The sequence below is a fragment of the Pseudomonas sp. B34(2017) genome (genome assembly GCF_002112915.1).
GTDB lineage: Bacteria > Pseudomonadota > Gammaproteobacteria > Pseudomonadales > Pseudomonadaceae > Aquipseudomonas > Aquipseudomonas pharyngis.
Map to the genome: position 1 here is coordinate 172,595 of NZ_NEJA01000003.1, position 24,495 is coordinate 197,089.

Genomic DNA, 24,495 nt, shown 5'->3' on the forward strand with positions numbered 1-24,495 from the left:
AAAATTACGAACGTAATATGTGCGTTTCCAGACATTTCGGTCAAGGCTTCAGGCAAGCGACAGGTTGCCCATCTTTGAATGATGCAAATGAGTACAAATATTTCACGACTTTCGTTATATCGTAACGATATGTGCAGTGAGCCAAAGAGTTTGGGGGGATATGCAAGTCGATCTGGATGAAGGCACGCCGGTGACCGGGTTGCCGCGCTTTCAGCAAGCGGCAACGCAGGGCCGGCGTTTGCGTCGCCTGGCGATCGGTCTGGGCGCGCTGGCCGGGGCAGGGTGGGTGCTGGCATTTTTTGTCGGGCTGTTTGCGCCGCAATCGCTGTGGCCCGCGTTGCTGGTCAATCAGAGCGCGGCGTTGCTGGTGCTGGTGGCCGGTCTGCAATCGGCGTGGTGGGTGACGCAATGGCGGGCGCGGGTGATCAATCCCGTGGTGCCGGTGACGGTTGCTGAAGAACCTGCGCCGGATGGCTGGTACGAGCGGCTGCTGGATCGCATGAGCCAGCGCAGTCTGCAGCTGCTCGGACAGATCGGCGCGGCCACGGTGTGGCTCGGCGGTTGGTCGTTGCTGGTGCTGCTGAGCCTCGAGCAGACGTGGAATCTGACGCTGCCGGCGGCGGGTGTGGGGTTGTCCGCCACGGTCGGCGCGGCTATCGCGTTGCTCTTGGCGTTCGGTCTGCTGGTGCTGGAGCGGCAACTGGCGCAGGAAAACCCGGCGCAATGGCCCGAGGCCGGAGCGCTGGCGCAACTAACGCGAGTTGCAATCATCAGTCTGGTGCTGGGCGCGTTGTGCCTGTTGTTCGCCAGTGACAGTGCGATCTGGCCGGTGCGTCTGGCAGTGTTGATCGGCATTCTGCCGGGGCTGGTTGCCCTGGAATTGCTGCTGCGTGCACTGCTGTCGTTGTTCAGCCCGCGCCGCGAACAACTCGAACCGGTGCTGCTGGCCCGTAGTTTCGTCGCCGATCTGCTGCGCTGGCCGCCACAACCGTTGCTTGCGTTGCAGCATGAGTTGCATAACCGCTTCGGCATCGATCTGCGTCAGATCTGGGCCTTCAGTTACATGCGCCGCGCGTTCTTGCCGGTGTTGGTACTGGTAGCAACGGTGGGCTGGTTGCTCACCGGCCTTCACGAAATTCCGATGCAAAGCCGTGGCATTTACGAGCGTTTCGGTAAACCGGTGCAGGTGTTCGGGCCGGGGCTGCATGCGGGTTTGCCCTGGCCGTTGGGGCGTGTGCTGAATGTCGAGAACGGCGTGGTCCATGAATTGGCGACCAGCGTCGGCGAGAACCCGGCACCCGTGCAGTTGGACCCGGCAGAAGGTCCGGCGCCACTGACAGCCAACCGTTTGTGGGACGCCAGTCACGTCAATGACAAGTCCCAGGTTATCGCCAGCAGCCGGGGCGATCAGCAGAGCTTTCAAATCGTCAACATGGACGTGCGCTTCGTCTATCGCATCGGCCTGAGCGATCAAGCCGCACTGGCCGCCACCTACAACAGCGCCGATGTGCCGACGCTGATCCGCAGCACCGCCAGCCGGATTCTGGTGCATGACTTTGCCTCGCGCACACTCGATGGTTTGCTTGGCGAGGACAGGACCGGACTCGCCGAAGAAATCGGCCGCGCCGTGCAAAGCGATCTGCAGAAACTCGACAGCGGCGTGGAAATTCTCGCCACAGTGGTCGAAGCGATACACCCGCCGGCCGGTGCGGCCAATGCCTATCACAGCGTGCAAGCGGCGCAGATCGGCGCTCAGGCGTTGATCTCTCGCGAGCGCGGCGCCGCTGCCGAAGCGAGTAACCAGGCGCAGTTGCAGGCCAGCCTCGCTCGGGATCAGGCCAGTGCCAACGCCCATGAAATCAATGCCACCGCCCGGGCGGCGGATCTGAAGTTCAGCGCCGAACAAAAGGCCTACGCCAGCGCCGGCCAGGCCTTCGTGCTGGAGCAATACTTCAGCCAACTCAGCCAGGGTTTGAGCAAAGCCAAACTGTTGGTACTCGACCATCGCCTGGGCGGCAGCAGTAACGCACCGACCATCGACCTGCGTACGTTCACGCTGCCGGCAGATCCGGCGCGCACCACCGCTCAGCCAGGAGCCACCCATTGAGCCAGTCGCACACTCACGATCACCATGACCACAGCGGCCACGATCATGCTCATGGCGGCGGTCATCACCATCACGGGCATCATCACCATCACCACGGTGCGCCGGAAGAGGCAGGGCCTTTTCCGTGGAAACGTATGGGCTGGGCAGCGTTGCTGGTGGCGTTCGCCATCGCGGCGGCGAGCCTGGTGCAAGTGCGCTCCGGTGAAGCCACGGTCATCACCCGTTTCGGCAATCCGTCCCGCGTGTTGCTGGAGCCGGGTCTGAGCTGGCGCTGGCCGGCACCGTTCGAAGCGGCGATTCCGGTGGATCTGCGTTTGCGCACAACCTCCAGCGGCTTGCAGGACGTCGGCACCCGCGACGGTTTGCGCATCATCGTTCAGGCGTACGTGGCCTGGCAGGTGCAGGGCGATCCCGACAACGTGCAACGCTTCATGCGCGCCGTGCAGAACCAGCCGGACGAAGCGGCGCGGCAGATTCGCACGTTTGTCGGCTCGGCACTGGAAACCACGGCCAGCAGTTTTGATCTGGCCAATCTGGTCAATACCGATGCCAGCCAGGTTCGCATCGCCGATTTTGAAGCGCAGTTGCGCCAGCAAATCGATCAGCAACTGCTCGCCACTTACGGCGTGCGGGTGGTGCAGGTGGGCATCGAACGGCTGACATTGCCATCGGTGACCCTCACTGCAACGGTTGACCGGATGCGCGCCGAGCGCGAAACCATCGCCACCGAGCGCACGGCCATCGGCAAGCGAGAGGCAGCGCAAATCCGCTCCGCCGCCGAACGCGATGCGCGCATCGTGCAAGCCGATGCCACGGTGAAAGCTGCCGATATCGAAGCCCAATCGCGGGTGGAAGCGGCGCAGATTTACGGACGTGCTTACGCCGGTTCGCCGCAGCTGTACAACTTGCTGCGCTCGCTGGATACCCTCGGCACCATCGTTTCGCCGGACACCAAACTGATCCTGCGCACCGACGCCGCGCCGTTCCGGGTGTTGGTCGACGGTCCGCCCAATCTCGACAGCAAGAGCGGATCGCAGCCATGAATGAAGTTCCACGTGGAACACATTCGCTGAACAGTCCGTGGATTCAAGCGGGACGTCTGGCGTTTTTCGCTCTGTATGCGGTGACAGTGCTCGCGGCATTGGCCTGGGCGTTTTCCAATGTCCGGCAGATTGACCCGCAAAACCGCGCGGTGGTTTTGCATTTCGGAGCGCTGGATCGCATTCAGAATGCCGGGTTGTTGTTGGCGTGGCCGCAGCCGTTCGAACAGGTGGTTTTGTTGCCGGCGGCGGATCGGGTGATCGAGCGCAGAGTGGAAAACTTGCTGCGCAGCGATCAGGCCCTGCAGGCGGATCGCGTGGCAACCTTCGCCACGCCGCTGAGTGATGCGCTCGCCGGTTCCGGTTATCTGCTCACCGGTGACGCCGGTGTTGTGCAGCTGGATGTGCGGGTGTTCTACAAGGTCACCGATCCTTATGACTTTGTGCTGCAAGGCGAGCACGTGCTGCCGGCGCTGGATCGAGTGGTGACCCGCAGCGCAGTGGCGCTGACGGCCGCGCGGGACCTGGACACGATTCTGGTCGCACGACCAGAGCTGATCGGCGCTGACAATCAGGCCGGCGAACGTCGCGAACGACTGCGCGGTGATCTGGTGCAAGGCATCAACCGCCGCCTCGCCGAGTTGAAGGCGAGCGGTCAGGGCATCGGCATCGAAGTGGCACGGGTCGATGTGCAATCGAGTCTGCCGGAGCCGGCGGTGAGTGCGTTCAACGCCGTCCTCACCGCCAGCCAGCAAGCCGACAAAGCGGTCGCCAATGCCCGCACCGAGGCCGAGAAACTTACCCAGTCCGCCAACGAACAGGCTGACCGCACGCTGCAAGTCGCCCACGCCCAGGCCGGTGAGCGCCTGGCCAGAGCTTCCGCCGACACGGCGACGGTATTGAGCCTGGCCAAGGCGCAACAGCAGGGCACTGACCCGCAAATGCTGTTGCGTCTGTACCGCGAGCGGATGCCGAAGATTCTCGGTCAGGCCGGTTCGGTCACCACGGTCGATCCAAAAGACGATTCACGCCTGATCATTCAGGGAGCCAGCAAATGACTGCCACCACCACCGCACCGAGCTTGTTGTCCTCGGCCGAACAACGCCGCGCCGCGCGCCAGTTGACCTTGGCAATGCTCGCCCTCGGCTTGCTTGGTCTGGGGTTGATCTGGCGCTGGTTGATGCCGGAACAGACGGGCGTCAGTCAGTTGCTGCTCGGATTTGCTTCTTTGTTAGTCGCGGTGCCGGTAATGCGTTCGGCGTGGTTCAGCCTGCGTTATCCGAGCCTGCACGGCATCACCGACCAGTTGATCGCCCTGGCGATGATCGGGGCCTGGGCCACGGGCGATCTGCTCACGGCGGCGCTGTTGCCGATCATCATGATCTTCGGCCACGTGCTGGAAGAACGCAGTGTGATCGGTTCCGAGGAAGCGATTCATGCCCTCGGCCAATTGACCCGCAGCCACGCGCGCAAGGTGCAGGCGGACGGCTCGATCATCGAAGTCGACAACGGCACGCTCAAGGCCGGCGACAAAGTCGAAGTGCGCGCCGGGGATCGAGTGCCGGCGGACGGTCGGGTTTTATCCGGCCAGGCCAGCCTCGATACGGCGTCGATCACCGGTGAGTCGGTGCCGGTCGAGGCGGGCGTCGGCATGGCGGTATTCGGCGGTGCGATCAACCTCGACGGGCTGCTGCGAATCGAAGTGACTCGCACCGGGGATGAATCCACCCTCGGCAAGGTCATCGCGCTGATGCAGAACGCCGAACGCTCCAAGCCACCGATCACCCGGTTGCTCGAACGTTATGCCGGCAGCTACATGGTGCTGGTGTTGCTGCTCGCGGCGGTGACCTGGTTTATCACCAACGATGCGCAGGCGATGCTCGCGGTGCTGGTGGCAGCATGCCCATGCGCGCTGGTGTTGTCGGCACCTGCCACGGCGATTGCCGGGGTGGCGGTGGCGGCGCGGCACGGGATTCTGATTCGCAGTTCGGCATTCCTTGAGGAGCTGGCCGATCTCACTTCGCTGGTCGTCGACAAGACCGGCACCCTGACGTACGGCACGCTGCGCTTGCAATCGATCAACAGCCTGCGAGCAGATCACGGGTCGGTGATGGCGCTGGCTGCAAGCCTGGGTGCGGCTAGCAGCCATCCGGTCAGCCGCGCGCTGGCCGGACTGGTCAGCGCAGAAGAGGCGCTGGTGCTGACCGATATTCATGAGCGGCAGGGGCTGGGCGTAGTGGCCAAAACCGCGCAAGGCGACGCCGCACTCGGGCGTCCGGAGCTGTTTGCGCAGTTGGGCATCCCGACCACCGCCATCCCCGAACACGATGGCCCGATTGCCGGGCTGGCACTGAACGGCGAATTCCTTGCCTGGCTGTTGCTGGCCGACACCGTCAAACCGGAAGCGCGATTTGCGTTGAGCGAACTGCGTGATCTCGGGTTGGGGCGGCAACTGCTGTTGACCGGTGACCGTCAGAGCGTCGCGCAAACCCTCGCCAGGGATGTCGGCCTGCACGAAGTCGAAGCCCAGGCGTTGCCCGAAGACAAGCTCAATCGAGTGCTCAAGGAAATCGACAACGGCTTCCGGCCGATGGTGGTCGGCGACGGGATCAACGATTCGTTGGCGCTCAAGGCGGGTGTTGTGGGTGTGGCGATGGGCGCGGGCGGCGCGGATATTGCGCTGGCATCCGCCGATATCGTACTGATCGGCAGCGACCTGCGGCGGCTCGGCACCTGTGTGCGCCTGAGCCGCCAGTGCCGACGGACCTTGCAGGTGAACGTGATCATCGGTCTGGGCTGGACGCTGGCCATCGTGGTGTTCGCGGCCTTCGGCTGGCTCGGTGCGGCGGGGGCGATGATCGCCGCGTTGCTGCACAATCTGAGTACGCTGTTGGTGCTGGGCAATGCCGGACGCTTGCTGCGTTTTCAGGAACCACTGCTGAAGCTCAAAGCGTCGGACTGATCAATTTTCGAACTGTGCGCCGGTCTCGCAGTCATTTGAGAAGGCGCACTGAACCAGGGATGACAGCGCGATGACAGCCTCTGAGGCTGATAGTCGGCGACTATCAAATCGATAGCCTGCTAATTTTCAAGGATGGTCTACCCTCAGATCAGACGTCTGAAACCAGGGGGATATTCCATGCTCGCGCAACTTCCACCGGCCTTACAGAATCTGCAGCTTCCGCTACGCCTGCGACTCTGGGACGGCCATGAATTCAATCTGGGCCCGACGCCCAGTGTCACCATCGTGGTCAAGGACCCGTTGATGGTGTCCCAGTTGACCCATCCAAGTCTCGACGCGCTGGGGGCGGCGTTCGTCGAGGGCAAACTCGAACTGGAGGGCTCGATCAGCGAGGTCATCCGGGTGTGCGATGAGCTCAGCTCGGCGCTGCTCGATGAGGACGAAGACAGTCACCCGGTGCGCACGCTCCATGACAAGGAAACCGACGCCAAGGCCATCTCCTATCATTACGACCTGTCCAACGCGTTCTACCAGCTGTGGCTGGACAGCGACATGGCGTATTCCTGCGCGTATTTCGAAACCGGCAGCGAATCCCTGGAGCAAGCCCAGCAAGCCAAGTTCCGGCACCTGTGCCGCAAGCTGCGCCTGCAGCCCGGCGACTATCTGCTGGACGTGGGTTGTGGCTGGGGCGGACTGGCGCGGTATGCCGCCCGTGAGTTCGGCGCCAAGGTCTTCGGTATCACCCTGAGCAAAGAGCAACTGGCCCTGGCCCGCGAGCGAGTGAAAGCCGAAGGTCTGGAAGACCAGATCGAACTGCAACTGCTCGACTACCGCGATCTGCCCCGGGACGGGCGTTTCGACAAAGTGGTCAGCGTCGGCATGTTCGAGCACGTCGGCCACGCCAACCTCGCCGAATACTGCAAAACCCTGTTCGGCGCGGTGAAAGAGGGCGGTCTGGTGATGAACCACGGCATCACCGCCAAGCACACCGATGGCCGCCCTGTGGGGCGCGGCGCCGGGGATTTCATCGAGAAATATGTGTTCCCCAACGGCGAGCTGCCGCACCTGGCGATGATCTCGGCCGAGATCAGCGAAGCGGGTCTGGAAATCGTCGACGTCGAGAGTCTGCGCCTGCACTACGCGCGCACGCTGGACCACTGGAGCGAACGGCTTGAGGACAACCTCGAAGCCGCTGCGAAACTGGTGCCGGACCAGGCGCTGCGTATCTGGCGTCTGTACCTGGCGGGCTGCGCTTATGCGTTCGCTCGCGGCTGGATCAACCTGCACCAGATCCTCGCCGTGAAGGCCCATGCCGATGGCAGCCATGAACTGCCGTGGACGAGGGACGACATCTACCACCCTTGAACCTAGAGGATCGGTGAAATCAGCCGGGCGATCCGCATACCGACCTGTTGCAGGCGGTGGATCTCCCGGCTTTCTTCTTTGGCGACTTCGTAAGCCTGGGCGAAGTCATCGTTGAGCATCTGTTCCACGCTGGCGGCGAATTCGCTGTCGACGGTCAGCAGCATTACCTCGAAATTCAGCCGGAACGAGCGGTTGTCCAGGTTGGCACTGCCGATGGCGCTGATTTCGCTGTCGATCAACACCACTTTCTGATGCAGGAAACCCGGTTCGTAGCGGAATACCCGCACGCCGGCGCGCACCGCTTCGAACGCATACAGGCTGGAGGCGGCGTAGACGATGCGGTGGTCGGGGCGCGAAGGCAGCAACAGGCGCACGTCGACTCCGCGCAGCACCGCGAGGCGCAATGCTGCGAATACGGCTTCGTCGGGAATGAAGTAGGGGCTGGTGATCCACACGCGCTCGGTGGCGGCGTGGATGGCTTCGACGAAGAACAGCGAGCAGGTTTCGTAAGCATCCGCCGGGCCACTGGCGAGCAATTGGCAAAGCACGCCGTCCTCCGGGTACGCGTCCGGCAGGATCAGCGGCGGCAATGACCGCGCGGCCCAGAACCAGTCTTCGGCAAACGACTCCTGCATGCACGCCACCACTGGGCCGCGCACCTGGACGTGAGTGTCGCGCCACGGCGCCAGCGGTGGTTTTTCACCCATGTACTCGTCGCCGACGTTGTGGCCGCCGACAAACCCGATCAGCCCGTCGACCACCACGATCTTGCGGTGGTTGCGAAAATTCACCTGGAACCGATTGAGCCAGCCGCTGCGGGTGGCGAACGCCTTGACCTCGACGCCGCCATCGCGCAGCGCCTGCACGTAGCTGTGGGGCAGGGCGTGGCTGCCGATGCGGTCGTAGAGCAGATGAATCACCACGCCTTCGGCGGCTTTCTTCAGCAACAGGTCACGTAAACGCTGGCCGAGGCGATCATCGTGAATGATGAAAAACTGGATCAGCACCGCTTCCCGCGCCTGGTCGATTGCGTGGAAAATCGCCTCGAAGGTCGCCGCGCCGTTGATCAGCAATTGCACTTCATTGTTGGCCAGGCACGGCATGCGCCCCAGCTTCGGCATTGCCCGCAACGAGTCGTAAGCATTCGAGGCGCGGGCGGTCAGGGCCTCTTCCACCCACGGCCGCCAGTTGAGCTCGGAAATCGCCAGGCGCATTTGTTCGTTGGCCTGGCGGCGGGCCTTGATGTAGCCATCGAAGGTGCTGCGGCCGAACACCAGATAAGGAATGAGGGTGAGGTAGGGAATGAAGATCAGCGACAGCGCCCAGGCGATCGAGCCTTGGGCGGTGCGTACGGTCAATACGGCATGGATCGCGGCGATCGAGCCGAGGGTGTGTATCAGGGCGATCAGGTAACCGAAAATGTGCGGTCCGAAATAATCCATGGGGCAACCTTGCTCCTGAAGATTCAATGCTTAACAGACCATGTTCCATGGCGATTGTCGCTATTTGTTTTCACGCCGTCAGCGCCCGCCATGAACCGAAACAGGCGGCCGGCGTCTAACGGCCACTACTGATCAGGAGTTTTTCAATGAACGTTCGTCTGCTGGGTTTGGCGCTGGGCCTGGGTTTGGCCTTGCCGGTGGTTGCTCAGGCGCAAATGCTGCAGCCGGGGTTGTGGGAAATGACGTCGAGCAATGTGAAGGTCGATGATCAGGTGATGGATGTGCAATCGATCCTCGGCCAGATTCAGGGCCAGATCACCCCGCAGCAGCGGGCGGAACTGGAGAAGCAGGGGATCAATATCGGTGGCAAGGGTATCCGCGCCTGCCTGACGCCGCAGCAGGTGGCGACCAACGATATTCCGCTGGCGGACCCGCAGTCGGGCTGCAAACAGCAGATCACCGAGCGTGTCGGCAACCAGTGGAAATTCCGCTTCAGTTGCCCGAAAGCCCAAGGCACCGGCGTCGCGACGTTCCTCAGTGACCGCGAGTTCACCACCGTCGCCAATGGCACTTTCAATGCGATCGGGATCAACCAGAAGGGCAGTCTGGAAACCCGGGCAGTCTGGCTGGGTCAGGATTGCGGCACGGTCAAACCGAGAGCGTAACGTCATTATCGAAACCGCCTCCACATCGAGTGGAGGCGGTTTTTTTTCAGCGCATGAAACGCAGCGGCAATCCTTGGCAGTTGTCGTGGATCCGATGGTCATGCCACGCGATCTGCCCCGACACCATCGTCGTGCTGACCCGATGCCGAAAGCTGCGCTGAGCGAACGGCGTCCAGCCACATTGCGACAGAACCGGTTGGCGGGACACCGCGACACCCCCAGGCTCCGGTTGAACCAACACCAGATCCGCCCAATATCCTTCACGTAAATAACCGCGATCCGGAATGGCAAACAGATCGGCCACCCGGTGGCTGGTCTTCGCCACCAGCGTGGTGATCGGCAATACGCCATCCGCCACCAGTTCCAGAAGCGCCGGCAGCGCGTGTTGCACCAGTGGCAGTCCAGACGGCGCCTGTTCATACGCTTGCTGCTTTTCCGCCCAGGTGTGCGGTGCGTGATCGCTGCCGATCACGTCCAGTCGATTGCTCAGCAGTGCCTGACGCAAGGCATCACGATCGGCTTGGGACTTGATCGCTGGATTGCATTTGATCAGGTTGCCAAGCTTCGGATAGTCACGGTCATCGAACAGCAAGTGATGCAGGCAGACTTCGGCGGTGACGCGTTTTTGCGACAGCGGTTTGTCTTCGAACAACGCCAGCTCGCGGGCCGTTGTCAGGTGCAGGACGTGCAGGCGAGTGCCATGACGTTTGGCCAGATCCACCGCCAGAGACGATGAACGAAAGCAGCTGTCGGCATTGCGGATCTGCGCGTGGGCATCGGGCGGCAGTTGGTTGCCGAAGCGTTCGCGCAGGTTCGCGGCATTCGCATCGATGCTCGGCGTGTGTTCACAGTGGGCCAGCAGAATCGTCGGCACTTTGGCGAACAGACGCTCGAGGGTGTTGGGGTCGTCCACCAGCATGTTGCCGGTGGACGCGCCCATGAACACTTTGACCCCGGCCACTTCGCTCGGGTTGAGTGCTGCGACCGTGTCCAGATTGTCGTGACTGACGCCGAAGTGAAAACCGTAGTTGGCCACCGAGTTGATTGCCGCCCGGCGCTTTTTGTCGGCCAGCGCTTCGAGAGTCAGAGTGGCAGGGTGGGTGTTGGGCATGTCCATGAAACTGGTGATGCCGCCGGCCACGGCTGCACGGGACTCGGTGTGGATGCTGCCCTTGGCCGGCGCACCCGGCTCACGGAAATGCACTTGGTCATCAATCATTCCCGGCAGCAGCCATTGACCGTCGGCGTCGATTTCACGGGTCGCGTTTTCCCCTTCGATGCTGCCGGCGATCTTGACGATGCGCCCGTGGCTGACCAACAGATCGGCGTCGAACTCACGCCCCTCGTTCACCAGCCGCGCATTGCGAATCAACACACTGCTCATGATTCAGAACTCGTTCTGCAAGGCTTTGTAGCCGCGCACCAGGTCGACGTTGGTGCGCGCCACATCTTCGGAAAACTCCGAAGCGCTCACGCTCACCGGCGGGAATTGCGAGAGGTCGGTGCCCGGGCCGATGCGCGTGGTGGAGGGCACGTAGAACGCGTCCGGCAGATCTCGGCCGTCGACCACCGAGTTGTGCCGCACCACACAGCCGTTGCCCACCACGCAATTGAACAGCACGCTGTTGAAACCGATGAACACCCGGTCGCCGACCGTGCACGGGCCATGCACGATCGAGCGGTGGGCGATGGAGCTGAATTCGCCGATAGTCACCGCCGCGCCGGATTTGGAGTGGATCACCACGCCGTCCTGGATGTTCGAATTGGCGCCGATGGTGATCGGCTCCATGTCGCCCGTGGCGTCCACTTCATCGGCGCGGATCACCGCGTACGGGCCGACGAATACGTTTTCACCGATGACGACTTTGCCGCAGATGATCGCGGTTTTATCGACGTAGGCAGACTCGGCAATCTGCGGCAAATCACCGGAAGGATTTTTACGGATCATGGTTGGCTCAGGGCTTGGTAAAGAGTGTTGAGGTTGTATTCGAACAGCCCTGTGAAGGTGCTGGCCGGACCGCTGGCGGCGAGGGCGTCGGAGTACAGCGTGCCGCCGATGTGTGCGCCGCTTTCGTCGGCGATCTGTTTGAGCAGGCGCGCGTCCTTGATGTTTTCCATGAACACCGCTTTAACCTTGGCCTGACGAATCTGGGTGATCAGCGCGGCGACTTCGGCAGCGGAAGGTTCGCGTTCGGTGGACAGACCTTGTGGCGCCATGAAGTCTATGCCGTACGCCTGACCGAGATAACCGAAGGCGTCGTGGCTGGTGACGATCTTGCGGTTGCCCGGCGGCAAGGAACCGAGCTTCGCTTTCGCTTGGGCGAGGAGGGCGTAGATCTGTTTCAGGTAGGCCTGGCTGTTGCGCTCGTAGTCGGCTTTGTTTGCCGGGTCAGCGGCGATCAGCGCCTTGGTGATGTTGGCGATGTAGAGCTCGGCGTTCGCCAGGTTGTGCCAGGCGTGAGGATCGGGAACGGTTTCGCCGTCCTCATCCAGCGACCGCGGAATCACGCCGCGACTGGCGCTGATCACCGGGGCTCTGGTGTCGGTGCTGGCGACCAGCCGATCCAGCCACGGCTCGAAACCCAGACCGTTCTTGACGATCAGTTTCGCCTTGAGCAGGGCTTTGGCGTCGTCCGGAGTGGGTTCGTAAGTGTGGGCATCGGCGTCAGGGCCGACCATGTTGGTGATCTGGATATGCTCGCCGCCGACCTGATGCACCATGTCGGCAAGGATGCTGAAACTGGTGACCACCGGCAGTTTTTCCGCCGCCGATAACGACATCGACAGCATCAGGCTGAACAGCACGAGTAGAGCGCGCATCGGGAAACACCTCATTGGGATGTGAGCAAAGGCGGGCGGCGCAACAGACCGTGCACCGGTCCGAACACCACGGATAACAGGTAACCGCCGCCGGCGACCAACACGATGGCCGGGCCGCTGGGCAGCGAGTAGTAGAACGACAGCAACAGGCCGAGCCATACCGATGCGCAACCGATGAGCGCGGCGATGGCAATCAGGACCGGCAGGCGTCGGCTCCAGAAGCGTGACGCGGCGGCGGGCAGCATCATCAGGCCGACTACCATCAAGGCGCCGATCGCCTGGAAACCGATCACCAGATTGAGCACCACCAGCGTCAGGAACACGCCATGGGCGACGGGGCCGAGTCGGCTGACCGTGCGCAGGAAAAACGGATCGAGGGTGTCGAGCAGCAAGGGTTTGTAGATCAGCGCCATGGCCACGAGGCTGAGTGCCGACACCCACAGCATGCCGTTGAGGGTCGGCCCATCGACCGCCAAAGCGGAGCCGAACAGCAGGTGCAGCAAATCGAGTCGCTTGCCGGCGATGCCGAGAATCAGCACGCCGCTGGCCAGCGAGATGGGATAGATGGCCGCGAGGCTGGCGTCTTCGCGCAGGCCGGTGCGGCGGGTGATCCACGCAGCGAGTCCGGCCATGCTCAGGCCGGCACCGAGTCCGCCGAGGGTCAGCGCCGGCAGACTCAGCCCGGCGAACCAGAACCCCAGCGCGGCGCCGGGGAGGATGCCGTGGGCGACGGCGTCGCCAATCAGGCTCATCCGGCGCAGGATCAAAAACACGCCCAATGGCGCGGTGCTGCACGCCAGGACCAGACCGCCGAGGAGGGCCCGGCGCATAAAGACGAACTCGTGGAACGGTTGCCATAAATGGCTCAGCGTGAGCATCAGGCCACCTGCGTGTGAGGTGTTTGCTGAATGAGGTCGGTGCTGCTGCCGAATGCGCAGCCGCTCTGTTTGATCAGCAAGGTCTGTGGAATGTGTTGGCGCACGGCGGCAAGGTCATGGCAAACCACCACCAGGGTTCGTCCCTGCTCATGCCAGGCGTGCAGGTGTTGCCACAACAGTTTCTGCCCCAGCTCGTCGAGCGCGGCATGGGGTTCGTCGAGCAGCAGCAACGGAGTGTCGGCCAGACTCAATCGGGCGAGCAGGGCGCGTTGCAGTTCTCCGCCGGAGAGGGCCATCAGGGGACGATGTTCCAGTCCGCTCAGATGCCAGTCTTCCAGTGCGGATTCGAGACGCTGGGCTCTGAGATGCGACGACAGTCGGCGTCCCCAGAAACCGGCTGCCACCAACTCTTGAAGACTGATCGGGAACTGTCGATCCAGATGCTGTTGCTGAGGCAGGAAGGACAAACCGCTTTGGCGTGGAACACCTAGTTCGACTTCGCCAGCCAGCGGTCGCTGTAATCCGGCGATGACTTTGAGCAGGCTGCTTTTGCCACTGCCGTTGACGCCGATGATTGCCGTCAGGCTGCCGCTTTCCAGCCGAAGGTTCAGAGGTGCAGTGAGCGGTTGGCCGGGTGTTCCCCAGCTCAGGTTCTGGCAACGAATCATGGCTGCTCCCGGCGCCAGTGACTCTCGGCGACAGCGTCGTGAGCATGGAGGCTTTCGGCGTGGATGACTCGGACATGGAATTCGCTGACACCGGGTGAGCGACGCAGTGCCAGGTTCAGGCGGCGGGCCGCGTCTTCGCAGAACATCAGGTTCTGGCCGTTGGCGAGGGCGAAGGCTTGTTCGTCGGCGCGTTTCACAGCGGTTTGCACGGCGGTGCCTAGGGCTGCTTCGGCGTCGTTGATGATGGACGTCAGCGGCAATTCGTCGACGAATTCGTCCAGATGCAGATGCAACTGGGCGGTACTGCGTTGGCTGTGAGGTGTGGCCACGATGCCTTGGGTCGAGCCCAGCCACGCCAACACGTCGGCGTGCTGCAGTGGCTTGTTGGCAAAGTCTTCGATGAATTGTTGCTGGATCAGTTGCCTCGCCAATGCTGCAGAACACGGGCAAGTCGACGAGTAAGCCACCTCCATTTTCAGTTCCACGTGGAACATTTTGCTTTTCAGGTGGGCTGAAACAGTGACGGGGTAGGTTTTCCATCCTGCCAAAGGACTGACCAATGCCGACCTTCTCAGCAATAAATCTGTGTGGATATTGAGATAGGCGGCTTCGGAAAGATCTTCGTGGCTGTCGAGAAAACGCTGCAGAACTTTTCGCAAAAGGGCGGGAGAAAGGTTCTCCTGCTCCAGCGCTTCCAGCCCCAGATAGAGCCGCGACATGTGAATGCCGCGTGCGTCTCCATCATCAAGACTGACGCCTGCATCCGCTTTTGCAGCCAAGCGTTGGCCTTCGATAAACACAGGTAATGCAATGCCGCACATTCCCACCCATTCGAGTGGCAGGGCCTGGCGGGCGGCTTGAGCCGCGACATCCGGCAAAGTCAGCGCGTTCATGAGCAGTTCCATCATGGTGATTGAATTTAATGTTACATTATAACAATTCAAACCACGATGCCTTTTTCATGAACAGGCTTTCATATGCACAGACGCCACTTGCTCAACCTGATGCTGGCCAGCGCGGCCTTTGTTTTGCCTTTTTCGGTGTCCGCCACGCAGATACGCAATGCGCGGCTTTGGCGTTCGGATGACAAGCTTCGGCTGGTGTTCGATCTGAGTGGTCCTGTGAGCTACAAGACCTTCACCTTGAGTGCGCCGGAGCGGTTGATCATCGATTTGAGCGGCGCCAGCCTGAGTGGGGATTTCAGCCAGTTGGCGTTATCCGGCACCCCTATTCATTCGATCCGCTCCGGCCATTTTGGCCAAGGGAACACCCGGATCGTGCTGGATCTAAGCAGCCCGGTTCAGCTCAACTCATTTTTGTTGGCGCCTCAAGATGGGCAAGGACATCGCCTGGTTTTGGACTTGATGAGCGCATCATCGGGGCCGCCTCCAAGCGTTCCACGTGAAACACCCCAGGAAAAATCCCACCCCAAGCGCGACATCATGGTGGTGGTCGACCCTGGTCATGGCGGAAAAGATCCGGGTGCAATCGGCGCCAAAGGCGAGCGGGAAAAGGATGTGGTTTTGTCTATTGCACAACTACTCGCACGTCGGCTTAAACGAGAGAAAGGATTTGATGTGAAGCTGGTTCGTAACGACGATTTCTTCGTCCCGTTGCGCAAGCGTGTGGAGATTGCGCGTCAGCACAAGGCCGATATGTTCATCTCGGTGCACGCCGATGCTGCACCGCGTCTGACGGCTTCCGGGGCGTCGGTGTACTGCTTGTCCGAAGGTGGCGCTACGTCCGCCACCGCGCGGTTCATGGCGCAGCGTGAGAACGGTGTGGATCTGCTCGGTGCAACCAGCCTGCTCAATCTCAAAGACAAGGACCCGATGCTCGCCGGCGTGATCCTCGACATGTCGATGAACGCAACCATCTCCGCCAGCTTGCAACTCGGAAACACAGTGCTGGGCAGTCTGGCTGGCATCACCACGCTGCACCAAAAGCGCGTGGAGCAGGCTGGATTTGCCGTTCTGAAATCGCCGGATGTGCCGTCAATTCTGGTGGAAACCGGGTTCATTTCCAACGCACGGGACAGTCAGCGCTTGGTGACCGCGCGTCATCAGCAGGCCGTGGCGGACGGTTTGTTTGAGGGCTTGCAGCGCTATTTCCAGAAGAATCCACCTGTCGACAGCTATATGGCCTGGCAACAAGAGCAGAAAGGATCGCGGGTTTAGCAGCCAGTGATCCGGCTGCAGGTGAACTTCGCACTGCTGCCGCCTGAGCTGGAGAACCGATTGATCGTCGTCCAGCCCACTCGCCGGTTGTAGCCAACCCAGGCTTCTCCATCGGAAGCGATGCCGGTGAAGAAGGTCAGTTGCCCATAGCGGCTGTTGGTTTGTGCCCAGTAGCGGTTTCCCGCTTTCTCGAATCCGCGCAGGTAAATCGTGCTGCCGACGGTGTTGACGCTGTAGGCGTTGCCGTTGGCATCGATGCACGCCAAAAGGTTCGCGCTGCGCGTGCAATTGGCGAGTCCCGGCACTTGTGCTTCGGCCTTCAGCGTCAGCAATGCCAGGCAGATAAACGAGTATTTCAGCGCGGTTTTCATGACTTAACTCGGCGACGACCTATTGCAGCTTCCGGCCCTTTGTCACTTTGGGCAAGAAGAGAGTGGATTGATTTTGTTGTTATACTATAACATTAATCGGACAAGGCTTTCCGTGGCTTCCATTTCAAGCGTCTGCTTCCCTGGTGATCTCATCGAAGCTCAAGAACGCTCGCCCCGAGAGCCTCAGCGTTGTTTAGCGATCGTCTGATGAGGTTTATCCAATGTCTTCCCGACTTCCCGTGACCGTTTTGTCCGGCTTTCTCGGTGCCGGAAAAAGTACACTTTTGAATTACGTACTACGTAACAGAGACGATCTGCGCGTCGCCGTTATCGTCAACGATATGAGCGAGATCAATATCGATGGCAGCGAAGTCCAGCGTGATGTCAGCCTGAACCGTGCAGAAGAGAAGCTCGTGGAAATGAGCAATGGCTGTATCTGCTGTACGTTACGTGAGGACCTTCTGGAAGAGGTCAGTCAGTTGGCCCGCGAAGGCCGCTTCGACTATTTGCTGATCGAGTCCACCGGAATCTCCGAGCCGTTGCCAGTGGCCGAGACATTCACCTTCCGTGATGAGCAGGGGCAAAGCCTCGCCGACATCGCTCGCCTCGACACCATGGTCACTGTAGTCGACGGTATGAGCTTCCTGCCGGACTACCTGGCCGCTGAAAACCTCGCCTCCCGTGGCGAATTCCTCGGTGAAGAAGATGAGCGTTCGATCACCGATCTGCTGATCGAGCAGATCGAATTCGCCGACGTCCTGTTGATCAGCAAGATCGACCTGATCAGCAGTCGCGAGCGGGAAGAGCTGATGGCCATTCTCAGACGCCTCAACGCTCAGGCCGAGATCATTCCGATGGTCATGGGTGAGGTACCGCTGGAGAAAATTCTCAATACCGGTCGTTTCGACTTCGAAAAGGCCGCCCAGGCCCCGGGCTGGTTGCAGGAATTGCGTGGCGAACATGTGCCGGAAACCGAGGAGTACGGCATCGCATCCACGGCCTATCGGGCGCGCCGGCCCTTTCATCCGCAGCGTTTCTTCGACTTCATCGATCGTCCTTGGGTAAACGGCAAACTGCTGCGCTCCAAAGGCTTCTTCTGGCTGGCCAGCAAACCCACCGACGCCGGTAGCTGGTCTCAGGCAGGTGGCCTGATGCGCCACGGTTTCGCCGGGCGCTGGTGGCGCTTCGTGCCTAAAGAACAGTGGCCGCAGGATCAGGAAAGTACCGCCGCGATTATGGAAAACTGGATCGCCAGCGTAGGCGATTGTCGCCAGGAGCTGGTGTTTATCGGGCAGAACATCGATTTCGCACAGCTGTCGTCGGAACTCGATGATTGCCTGCTGACCGATGCCGAGATGGCGCTCGGTACTCAAGGCTGGCTACAGCTACGTGATCCTTTTGGCTCCTGGCACGACGAGGTCGCCTGATGCTCGCCCTGAAACCGCTGCCAGGCAGCACGCGTCACCAGTCTTTCGGCCAGACCCCTCAGGCGCTGGCGAACATACTCGACAATGAAATCAACCTCGCGGTCTGGCAACGACAGCTTCCGCTGCACATTGCCGAATTTGCGGACTTATTGTTGTCTCTGAACGAACCTTACGCCGAGGCGCTGTGCCTGGAATTGCCGGACGAAGACGCAGAACCGGATCTCACGGGACTGGCCAGCGGCTTTCGCGATCTGGAAGGCTACGAAGGGTTTGTCGCCGACTTGAAATGGCTGGTCAGCGCCTTCGCCTGCCTGCTGGGCGCGCGGCGAATCGGCTTGCGCCTGCGGGTGCTGGACAAGGCGATGTGTCCGCGTTTCCACGTCGATCATGTGCCGGTGCGGTTGATCACCACGTACGCCGGTGTCGGCAGTGAATGGCTAAGGGAAGGGCAGATGGACCGTCGGCAACTGGGACAACCGCAAGCCGAGCCCCAGGATATGTCACGGATTCAGCAATTGAATCGCGGCGAAGTGGCATTGCTCAAGGGCGAAAAATGGCACGGCAACGAAGGTTTCGGCCTGATTCATCGCTCGCCGCAACCGGCGCCAGGTGAGCGGCGGCTGATGCTGACCCTCGACTGGCTCGGATAGCGCCTCAGGGCTTGAGCCATTTCCCCTGGCTCTGAGCCTCGCAATAGGGCTGCAAATACGCCGTATCGGTGGCCACGCCGTAATAGTGGATATCCTGGCGATAAGGCATATTGGCGACTTGCGCGTTGCTGCACACGCCGAACGCGCCGGCGGGGCACTGGTCGACGTATTGAACCTCGACTTTCTGCCCGGCCAGGGTCGGCTGGCAGAAGCCGTCGCTGAACAGTTTTTCCGGGATGTTGCGGTTCTGCTGGCAGACCTTCACGTCGAGCCGCTCCGCCTGGCTGTGCACCACGCAGGCCTGTGCCAATACCTCGGCCGACACCAGCGTCAGCAGCAACGACCATCCCATCCACCGCATCTTCGACCTCCAGAAAGCCTTGATCATGTTGCAGAACATTCCCACCCACGTCATCGCCGGCCCCTTGGGCGCGGGCAAGACCAGCCTGATCCGCCAGCTCATGGCCCAGCGACCGGCGGGTGAGCGCTGGGCGGTGCTGATCAACGAGTTCGGCCAGATCGGGCTCGACGCGGCGCTGTTGACCCGCGACGCCGATGGTATCGCACTGGGCGAAGTGGCCGGGGGCTGTTTGTGTTGCGTGAACGGTGCGCCTTTCCAGATTGGTCTGGGGCGTTTATTGCGCAAGGCGCGGCCGGATCGCTTGTTCATCGAGCCATCCGGGCTCGGACATCCGGCACAGTTGCTGAAGCAGCTGAACGAGGCGCCGTGGCAAGGCGTACTCGCCATACAACCTTGCGTGCTGGTGCTGGACGCCCAGGCCCTTGCCGCGGGCAAACCGCTGCCGGACGCGCAGCAGGAAACCTTGTCCAGTGCAGGCCTGCTGCTGTTGAACAAGGCGGAAAACCTCGACGAGCCCACGCGTGAGCGAATCACCCGACAGTTGCCGTCTGTCAGACTGATCTGGACGCAACAGGCGATGTTGTCGCTCAGCGAGCTGCCGGGGCTGGCCGTACAGGCGCAGGCAGGTGTTGATAAGTTGGTCGTGCCTCAGGGGCTGGCACAAATTCCGGCCATCTGGAGCGATCCGGCGTTGCCGATCTGCCTGAGTCAGGCGCAGGAGGGTGGCTGGAGCATCGGTTGGCGCTGGCATCCGAGCCAGGTGTTCGATGTGTCGGGAATAACCCAATGGCTGAAAAGCCTGAACTGGCGCCGGGCCAAACTGGTGATTCACAGCCCGGTCGGCTGGCAGTCAGCCAATGCGCTGGATAATGCCGAGCTCAGCTGGCTGCCCAGTGAATGGCGCAAGGATTCCCGGATCGAGCTGATTTTCGACGAGCCGCAAGCGGTCGGTGAATTACAGGCCGGGCTAGCCCGTTGTCGGCTTCAGGCGAGCTGATTCAAGGCTTCCACTTGGTGTGCTCCTGACGCCACTGGCTCAGCTCAATCACTTCACCACGCGGTTTTGTCACCTCCACCACGGGTGGTGTGTCATCGAACGGTGCCGGGTAGGGCGCCAGTTCAATCTGCGCGCTGTGCGCACCGAACTGGGTGATGGTGCCGTTGTGCCGGGTTTCGCCGGTCACGGTAAATTCGAAATTGTAGACCCGGGCCAGACGTCGCCGACCGCTGGCGTCCTTGATCAGGCCGATCTTCTTCAGCGCCACGTTACCGTCGAGCAACTCGACGCCGACATTCACGCAATGCTGTTTGACCCGCTCCAGCGCCCGCTCGCGCAAGCCGTGGTTGTGCCAGAGCCACGCACCGGCGGCAGCGAAAAGCATCAGCACGAAAATGTTTTCCAGGGTGAGCATCAACACGAAACTCCAAATGATTGCGTCAGCTTAACTGCGTCGCCGGTCTGTCGTACAGGCTGCGTTTCGTCGCATACTGCGCGGCTTGAATTTCAATCGTTTTACGGAAAAACCCGAATGAAACGTACGCCTCATCTGCTCGCCATCCAGTCCCATGTGGTGTTCGGCCACGCCGGCAACAGCGCTGCGGTTTTTCCGATGCAGCGGGTCGGGGTGAATGTCTGGCCGCTCAATACGGTGCAGTTCTCCAACCACACCCAGTACGGCCAGTGGGCCGGTGAAGTGCTGGCACCGCACCGGATCCCCGAGCTGGTCGAGGGCATCGCCGCGATCGGTGAGCTGGGCAATTGTGATGCGGTGCTGTCAGGTTATCTCGGCAGTGCGGCGCAGGGGCGGGCGATTCTCAGTGGCATCGAGCGGATCAAGGCGGCCAACCCGAAAGCCCTTTATCTGTGCGACCCGGTGATGGGGCATCCGGAAAAGGGTTGCAGCGTTCCTGCTGAAGTCAGTGACTTCCTGCTGGAGGAGGCCGCTGCCGTTGCGGATTTCATGTGCCCGAACCAGTTGGAGCTGGACAGCTTCTCCGGGCGCAAGCCGCAGTCGCTGTTCGATTGTCTGGCGATGGCGCGTGCGCTTCTGGCGCGTGGACCGAAAGCGGTGCTGGTCAAGCATCTGGATTATCCGGGCAAACCGGCGGATGGCTTTGAAATGTTGCTGGTGACGGCCGAGGGCAGCTGGCATTTGCGGCGTCCGCTGCTGGCGTTTCCGCGTCAGCCGGTGGGGGTGGGCGATCTGACGTCCGGTCTGTTCCTGGCGCGTGTGCTGCTCGGGGATAGCCTGGTGGCGGCGTTTGAATTCACCGCAGCAGCGGTGCATGAAGTGCTGCTGGAAACCCAGGCCTGCGCCAGTTACGAGCTGCAGCTGGTGCGGGCGCAGGACCGGATTGCGCATCCGCGGGTGAAATTCGAGGCTACGCCGATCAGCCTGTAAGACCGAGTTGCCCCCGTTCGCGAGCAAGCCCGCTCCCACAGGAGGAACGCATTCCAAATGTGGGAACGGGCTTGCTCGCGAAAGCTATCTACGGAGCGCCGTAGATCGAAGGGCTGATCAGGCGTCGCCCTTGATTTCCTGATAGCGCTTTTCCAGCTCCTGACGGATCTGCCGGCGTTGTTGCGCCTGCATGTAGCGGCGTTTGTCTTCGCTGTTCTGCGGTTGCAGCGGCGGTACGGCGGCGGGTTTGCGCTGATCGTCAACCGCGACCATGGTGAAGAAGCAGCTGTTGGTGTGGCGCACCGAGCGCTCGCGGATGTTCTCGGTCACCACTTTGATACCGACTTCCATCGAGGTGTTGCCGGTGTAGTTCACCGACGCCAGGAAGGTCACCAGTTCGCCGACGTGGATCGGCTCGCGGAAAATCACCTGATCCACCGACAGGGTCACCACGTAGCGGCCGGCATAACGGCTGGCGCAGGCGTAGGCCACTTCGTCGAGGTATTTGAGCAGGGTGCCGCCGTGGACATTGCCAGAGAAGTTGGCCATGTCGGGGGTCATCAGTACCGTCATCGACAGCTGGGCGTTTCCGGGTTCCATAACGTTCTCACGGGTCAAGGCAGGGTTGCTGGAAGAAACACCTCTGCGGGTGCCTGGTCGCTTTTCAAAAGCACCGTTATCGGGACGCCAGGCAACTGGCCGCCGTCACGCCCGAATCGATCTGTTTCCATATATTGCACCGCCTTTCAGCCGGAAGTCGCGGTGTTACCCTGCAAAAGCGCCTCCCCAAGGGCGATTCCTACACCCAAAGCGGATTTTTACTCAGCTCGCCCAGACATTTCCCATGCCTGCGTGAGCCTCGTCATTCAAGGAGCCCACACCATGCATGCCATCAGCTTTATTCAGGATCTGGCGGTGATCATGTTGGTCGCAGGTGTGGTGACCGTGCTGTTTCACCGCTTCAAGCAGCCGGTAGTGCTCGGCTACATCGTTGCCGGTTTCATCATCGGCCCGCACACACCGCCGTTCGGCCTGATCCACGATGAAGAAACCATCAAGACCCTCGCCGAGCTGGGGGTGATTTTCCTGATGTTCTGCCTTGGCCTGGAGTTCAGCCTGCGCAAGTTGTTCAAGGTCGGCGCCACGGCCTTCATCGCAGCGTTCCTCGAAATTGTCCTGATGATCTGGATCGGCTACGAAATCGGCCGCTGGTTCGACTGGAACACCATGGATTCGCTGTTCCTCGGCGCGATCCTGGCGATTTCCTCGACCACCATCATCGTCAAGGCGCTCAACGACCTGAAGATGAAGAACGAGCGCTTCGCGCAGCTGATTTTCGGTGTGCTGATCGTCGAGGACATTCTCGGCATCGGCATCATCGCCTTGCTGTCGAGCATCGCGGTCAGCGGCACGGTGAGCTCCGGCGAAGTGTTTTCCACGGTCGGCAAGCTCTCGCTTTTCATGATTGTCGCCCTGGTGGTCGGCATTCTGCTGGTGCCGCGTCTGCTGGCTTACGTCGCCAAGTTCGAAAGCAACGAGATGCTGCTGATCACGGTGCTGGGCCTGTGTTTCGGTTTCTGCCTGTTGGTGGTCAAGCTTGAGTACAGCATGGTGCTGGGGGCGTTCCTGATCGGCGCGATCATGGCCGAGTCGCGGCAGCTGCTGAAAATCGAGCGCCTGATCGAGCCGGTTCGCGACCTGTTCAGCGCGATCTTCTTCGTCGCCATCGGCCTGATGCTCGACCCGATGATCCTTCTGCAATACGCGTGGCCGATCGCGGTAATCACTGTTGCCGTGGTGCTGGGCAAGATGCTGTCCTGCGGCCTCGGTGCGTTTATCGCCGGCAATGACGGACGCACCTCACTGCGGGTCGGGATGGGGCTTTCGCAGATTGGCGAATTCTCCTTCATCATCGCGGCGCTGGGGATGACCCTGCAGGTCACCAGCAACTTCCTGTATCCGGTGGCCGTGGCGGTTTCGGTGATTACCACGTTGCTGACGCCGTACCTGATCCGGGCTGCCGATCCGCTGTCGATCAAGCTGTCTGCCGCCATGCCGCAGCGAGTCGGTCGAGTGTTCGGGATGTACGGCGAGTGGCTGCGCAGCATTCAGCCGCAGGGTGAGGGCGCGATGCTGGCCTCGATGATCCGGCGGATTCTGCTGCAGGTCGGGGTCAATCTGGCGCTGGTGATCGCGATCTTCTTTGCAGGCGCTTTCTTTGCCGGGCGCCTCTCGATCTGGATGCAGGACTGGATCAGCGATCCGAGCTGGCAGAAGGCGTTGATCTGGGGTGGGGCGTTGCTGGTGTCGCTGCCGTTCCTGATCGCGGCCTATCGCAAGCTCAAGGCGCTGTCGATGCTGCTGGCGGAGATGGGTGTGAAGCCGGAAATGGCCGGGCGTCACACGCAGCGAGTGCGCCGGGTGATAGCCGAAGTGATCCCGATCATCTCGCTGCTGGTGATTTTCCTGCTGCTGGCAGCCTTGTCGGCCAGTATCTTGCCGACCAACAAGTTGCTGGTGCTGATCGCCGTGGTCGCAGCCGCCGTGGCGGCGCTGCTCTGGCGCTGGTTCATCCGGGTGCACACGCGGATGCAGGTGGCCTTGCTGGAAACCCTCGACAACCACAAGGAGCCGTCGGGGCACTGACCACCCATGGGATGGGGCGTTTCAGCTTTCCAGCCAGACGTCCCGAGCCCAGTGCCAGACCGATTCCCAAGACTCTTCGGTGATCAGTTCTTCCTCACCCGACCACAGCACCACGGTGCCGTCTTCTTCGACGCAGTAGTAGTCGTCCCCATCCTGGCAGATCGGGATCAGGTCGCGCGGCACGCCGGCATCCCAGGCGTTGGCGGCGACGTCCGGCAGGTAGGTGTGGGATTGCGGGTCGGTGACGGTCACCGGCTCCAGGCTGCCGTAAACCACGTCACTGACGGTCAGCAGAAACTCTTTGAAGACGAACGGGATGTTGATGAAGAGTTCTTCTTCGATTTCCACCAACTGGTCTTCGTCAGGCAATTCCAAAGGAACCGGTACGGGTTCGTTGGCTTCGCGCAGTTGTTCGATGATTTCTTCCACGTCCGGGATCCTCTTGCTTGAATGGCGCGGTTTATATGGGCCGGTTTATACAGTAGCTCGCTATAGATGCAACCGCGAAATAGAA

The 24,495-nt window shown here is 61.2% G+C and carries 24 protein-coding genes; 12 read left to right on the forward strand and 12 right to left on the reverse strand.

Annotation, left to right across the window (positions count from 1 at the left end):
- The first annotated feature begins 160 nt into the window (after positions 1–160).
- From hflK (CAF80_RS10415) to cfaB, 5 genes are all read left to right on the forward strand, one after another.
- The gene (gene hflK, locus CAF80_RS10415; protein ID WP_074689861.1) at positions 161–2,107 is read left to right on the forward strand and encodes a protease modulator HflK; all 1,947 of its coding nucleotides are present in this window, start codon (positions 161–163) and stop codon (positions 2,105–2,107) included.
- Entirely contained in the window at positions 2,104–3,150 is a 1,047-nt protein-coding gene (gene hflC / locus CAF80_RS10420) for a protease modulator HflC (RefSeq protein WP_045121726.1), read from the forward strand. The genes hflK (CAF80_RS10415) and hflC overlap by 4 nt, the downstream gene beginning before the upstream one ends.
- The gene (gene hflK, locus CAF80_RS10425) at positions 3,147–4,205 is read left to right on the forward strand and encodes a protease modulator HflK (RefSeq protein ID WP_074689863.1); all 1,059 of its coding nucleotides are present in this window, start codon (positions 3,147–3,149) and stop codon (positions 4,203–4,205) included. The genes hflC and hflK (CAF80_RS10425) overlap by 4 nt, the downstream gene beginning before the upstream one ends.
- Positions 4,202–6,109 (forward strand): heavy metal translocating P-type ATPase, encoded by a 1,908-nt coding sequence (locus CAF80_RS10430; protein WP_074689865.1) that lies wholly within the window; start codon positions 4,202–4,204, stop codon positions 6,107–6,109. Before hflK (CAF80_RS10425) ends, CAF80_RS10430 begins: the two co-directional genes overlap by 4 nt.
- 177 nt (positions 6,110–6,286) lie before the next feature.
- Positions 6,287–7,474, forward strand: a complete 1,188-nt coding sequence (gene cfaB / locus CAF80_RS10435; RefSeq protein WP_085667318.1) for a C17 cyclopropane fatty acid synthase CfaB — start codon at positions 6,287–6,289, stop codon at positions 7,472–7,474.
- Between the two features lie 2 nt (positions 7,475–7,476).
- Here cfaB and cls read toward each other — a convergent pair whose 3' ends face one another.
- Positions 7,477–8,916 (reverse strand): cardiolipin synthase, encoded by a 1,440-nt coding sequence (gene cls, locus CAF80_RS10440; protein ID WP_039765034.1) that lies wholly within the window; start codon positions 8,914–8,916, stop codon positions 7,477–7,479.
- A 146-nt stretch (positions 8,917–9,062) separates the two neighbouring features.
- Between cls and CAF80_RS10445 the strand changes: the two genes are divergently transcribed.
- On the forward strand, positions 9,063–9,581 hold the full coding sequence (locus CAF80_RS10445; RefSeq protein WP_007954220.1) for a DUF3617 domain-containing protein: 519 nt from the start codon (positions 9,063–9,065) through the stop codon (positions 9,579–9,581).
- Between the two features lie 46 nt (positions 9,582–9,627).
- Here CAF80_RS10445 and CAF80_RS10450 read toward each other — a convergent pair whose 3' ends face one another.
- From CAF80_RS10450 to folE2, 6 genes are read right to left on the reverse strand one after another with little or no spacing between them, the layout of a single operon-like run.
- Complete coding sequence (locus CAF80_RS10450) at positions 9,628–10,965, reverse strand: dihydroorotase (RefSeq protein WP_085667319.1); 1,338 nt, start codon at positions 10,963–10,965, stop codon at positions 9,628–9,630.
- A 3-nt stretch (positions 10,966–10,968) separates the two neighbouring features.
- Positions 10,969–11,529: a carbonate dehydratase gene (locus CAF80_RS10455; protein ID WP_074689871.1), complete on the reverse strand. Its 561-nt coding sequence runs from the start codon at positions 11,527–11,529 to the stop codon at positions 10,969–10,971.
- The gene (locus CAF80_RS10460; RefSeq protein ID WP_085667320.1) at positions 11,526–12,401 is read right to left on the reverse strand and encodes a metal ABC transporter substrate-binding protein; all 876 of its coding nucleotides are present in this window, start codon (positions 12,399–12,401) and stop codon (positions 11,526–11,528) included. Before CAF80_RS10460 ends, CAF80_RS10455 begins: the two co-directional genes overlap by 4 nt.
- An 11-nt stretch (positions 12,402–12,412) precedes the next feature.
- Positions 12,413–13,279 carry a metal ABC transporter permease gene (locus tag CAF80_RS10465; RefSeq protein WP_085667321.1) on the reverse strand — a complete coding sequence of 289 codons (867 nt, stop codon included), beginning with the start codon at positions 13,277–13,279 and terminating at the stop codon, positions 12,413–12,415.
- Positions 13,279–13,947, reverse strand: coding sequence for a metal ABC transporter ATP-binding protein (locus CAF80_RS10470; protein ID WP_085667322.1), 669 nt, complete (start codon positions 13,945–13,947; stop codon positions 13,279–13,281). Before CAF80_RS10470 ends, CAF80_RS10465 begins: the two co-directional genes overlap by 1 nt.
- A complete protein-coding gene (gene folE2 / locus CAF80_RS10475; RefSeq protein ID WP_039765046.1) occupies positions 13,944–14,840 on the reverse strand; it encodes a GTP cyclohydrolase FolE2 in 897 nt (298 codons plus the stop codon). Before folE2 ends, CAF80_RS10470 begins: the two co-directional genes overlap by 4 nt.
- An 84-nt stretch (positions 14,841–14,924) precedes the next feature.
- Here folE2 and CAF80_RS10480 point away from each other — a divergent pair, with 84 nt between their 5' ends.
- Entirely contained in the window at positions 14,925–16,124 is a 1,200-nt protein-coding gene (locus CAF80_RS10480) for an N-acetylmuramoyl-L-alanine amidase (RefSeq protein ID WP_085667323.1), read from the forward strand.
- Here the strand turns inward: CAF80_RS10480 and CAF80_RS10485 are convergent.
- Complete coding sequence (locus CAF80_RS10485) at positions 16,121–16,495, reverse strand: hypothetical protein (RefSeq protein ID WP_039765049.1); 375 nt, start codon at positions 16,493–16,495, stop codon at positions 16,121–16,123. The two genes, CAF80_RS10480 and CAF80_RS10485, sit on opposite strands and share 4 nt — an antisense overlap.
- 221 nt (positions 16,496–16,716) lie before the next feature.
- Between CAF80_RS10485 and zigA the strand changes: the two genes are divergently transcribed.
- Both zigA and CAF80_RS10495 read left to right on the forward strand, forming a co-directional pair.
- Positions 16,717–17,922 carry a zinc metallochaperone GTPase ZigA gene (gene zigA / locus CAF80_RS10490; RefSeq protein WP_085667324.1) on the forward strand — a complete coding sequence of 402 codons (1,206 nt, stop codon included), beginning with the start codon at positions 16,717–16,719 and terminating at the stop codon, positions 17,920–17,922.
- Positions 17,922–18,572 (forward strand): DUF1826 domain-containing protein, encoded by a 651-nt coding sequence (locus tag CAF80_RS10495; RefSeq protein ID WP_074689881.1) that lies wholly within the window; start codon positions 17,922–17,924, stop codon positions 18,570–18,572. The genes zigA and CAF80_RS10495 overlap by 1 nt, the downstream gene beginning before the upstream one ends.
- A 4-nt stretch (positions 18,573–18,576) precedes the next feature.
- Here CAF80_RS10495 and CAF80_RS10500 read toward each other — a convergent pair whose 3' ends face one another.
- Entirely contained in the window at positions 18,577–18,933 is a 357-nt protein-coding gene (locus CAF80_RS10500) for an NADH:ubiquinone oxidoreductase (protein ID WP_074689883.1), read from the reverse strand.
- Positions 18,934–18,958: 25 nt separating this feature from the next.
- Between CAF80_RS10500 and CAF80_RS10505 the strand changes: the two genes are divergently transcribed.
- A complete protein-coding gene (locus CAF80_RS10505) occupies positions 18,959–19,930 on the forward strand; it encodes a GTP-binding protein (RefSeq protein WP_074689885.1) in 972 nt (323 codons plus the stop codon).
- Between the two features lies 1 nt (position 19,931).
- On the opposite strand, the gene CAF80_RS10510 is transcribed toward CAF80_RS10505, so the two are convergent.
- Positions 19,932–20,345, reverse strand: a complete 414-nt coding sequence (locus CAF80_RS10510; RefSeq protein ID WP_039765057.1) for a DUF3301 domain-containing protein — start codon at positions 20,343–20,345, stop codon at positions 19,932–19,934.
- A 117-nt stretch (positions 20,346–20,462) separates the two neighbouring features.
- Between CAF80_RS10510 and pdxY the strand changes: the two genes are divergently transcribed.
- Positions 20,463–21,335 (forward strand): pyridoxal kinase PdxY, encoded by an 873-nt coding sequence (pdxY, locus tag CAF80_RS10515; RefSeq protein ID WP_039765058.1) that lies wholly within the window; start codon positions 20,463–20,465, stop codon positions 21,333–21,335.
- 117 nt (positions 21,336–21,452) lie between these two features.
- Here pdxY and CAF80_RS10520 read toward each other — a convergent pair whose 3' ends face one another.
- Positions 21,453–21,935, reverse strand: coding sequence for an acyl-CoA thioesterase (locus CAF80_RS10520; protein ID WP_003229693.1), 483 nt, complete (start codon positions 21,933–21,935; stop codon positions 21,453–21,455).
- A 282-nt stretch (positions 21,936–22,217) separates the two neighbouring features.
- Here CAF80_RS10520 and CAF80_RS10525 point away from each other — a divergent pair, with 282 nt between their 5' ends.
- Positions 22,218–23,981, forward strand: a complete 1,764-nt coding sequence (locus CAF80_RS10525) for a cation:proton antiporter (RefSeq protein ID WP_039765059.1) — start codon at positions 22,218–22,220, stop codon at positions 23,979–23,981.
- Positions 23,982–24,002: 21 nt separating this feature from the next.
- On the opposite strand, the gene CAF80_RS10530 is transcribed toward CAF80_RS10525, so the two are convergent.
- Positions 24,003–24,410: an SMI1/KNR4 family protein gene (locus CAF80_RS10530; protein ID WP_007954245.1), complete on the reverse strand. Its 408-nt coding sequence runs from the start codon at positions 24,408–24,410 to the stop codon at positions 24,003–24,005.
- Between the last annotated feature and the right edge of the window lie 85 nt (positions 24,411–24,495).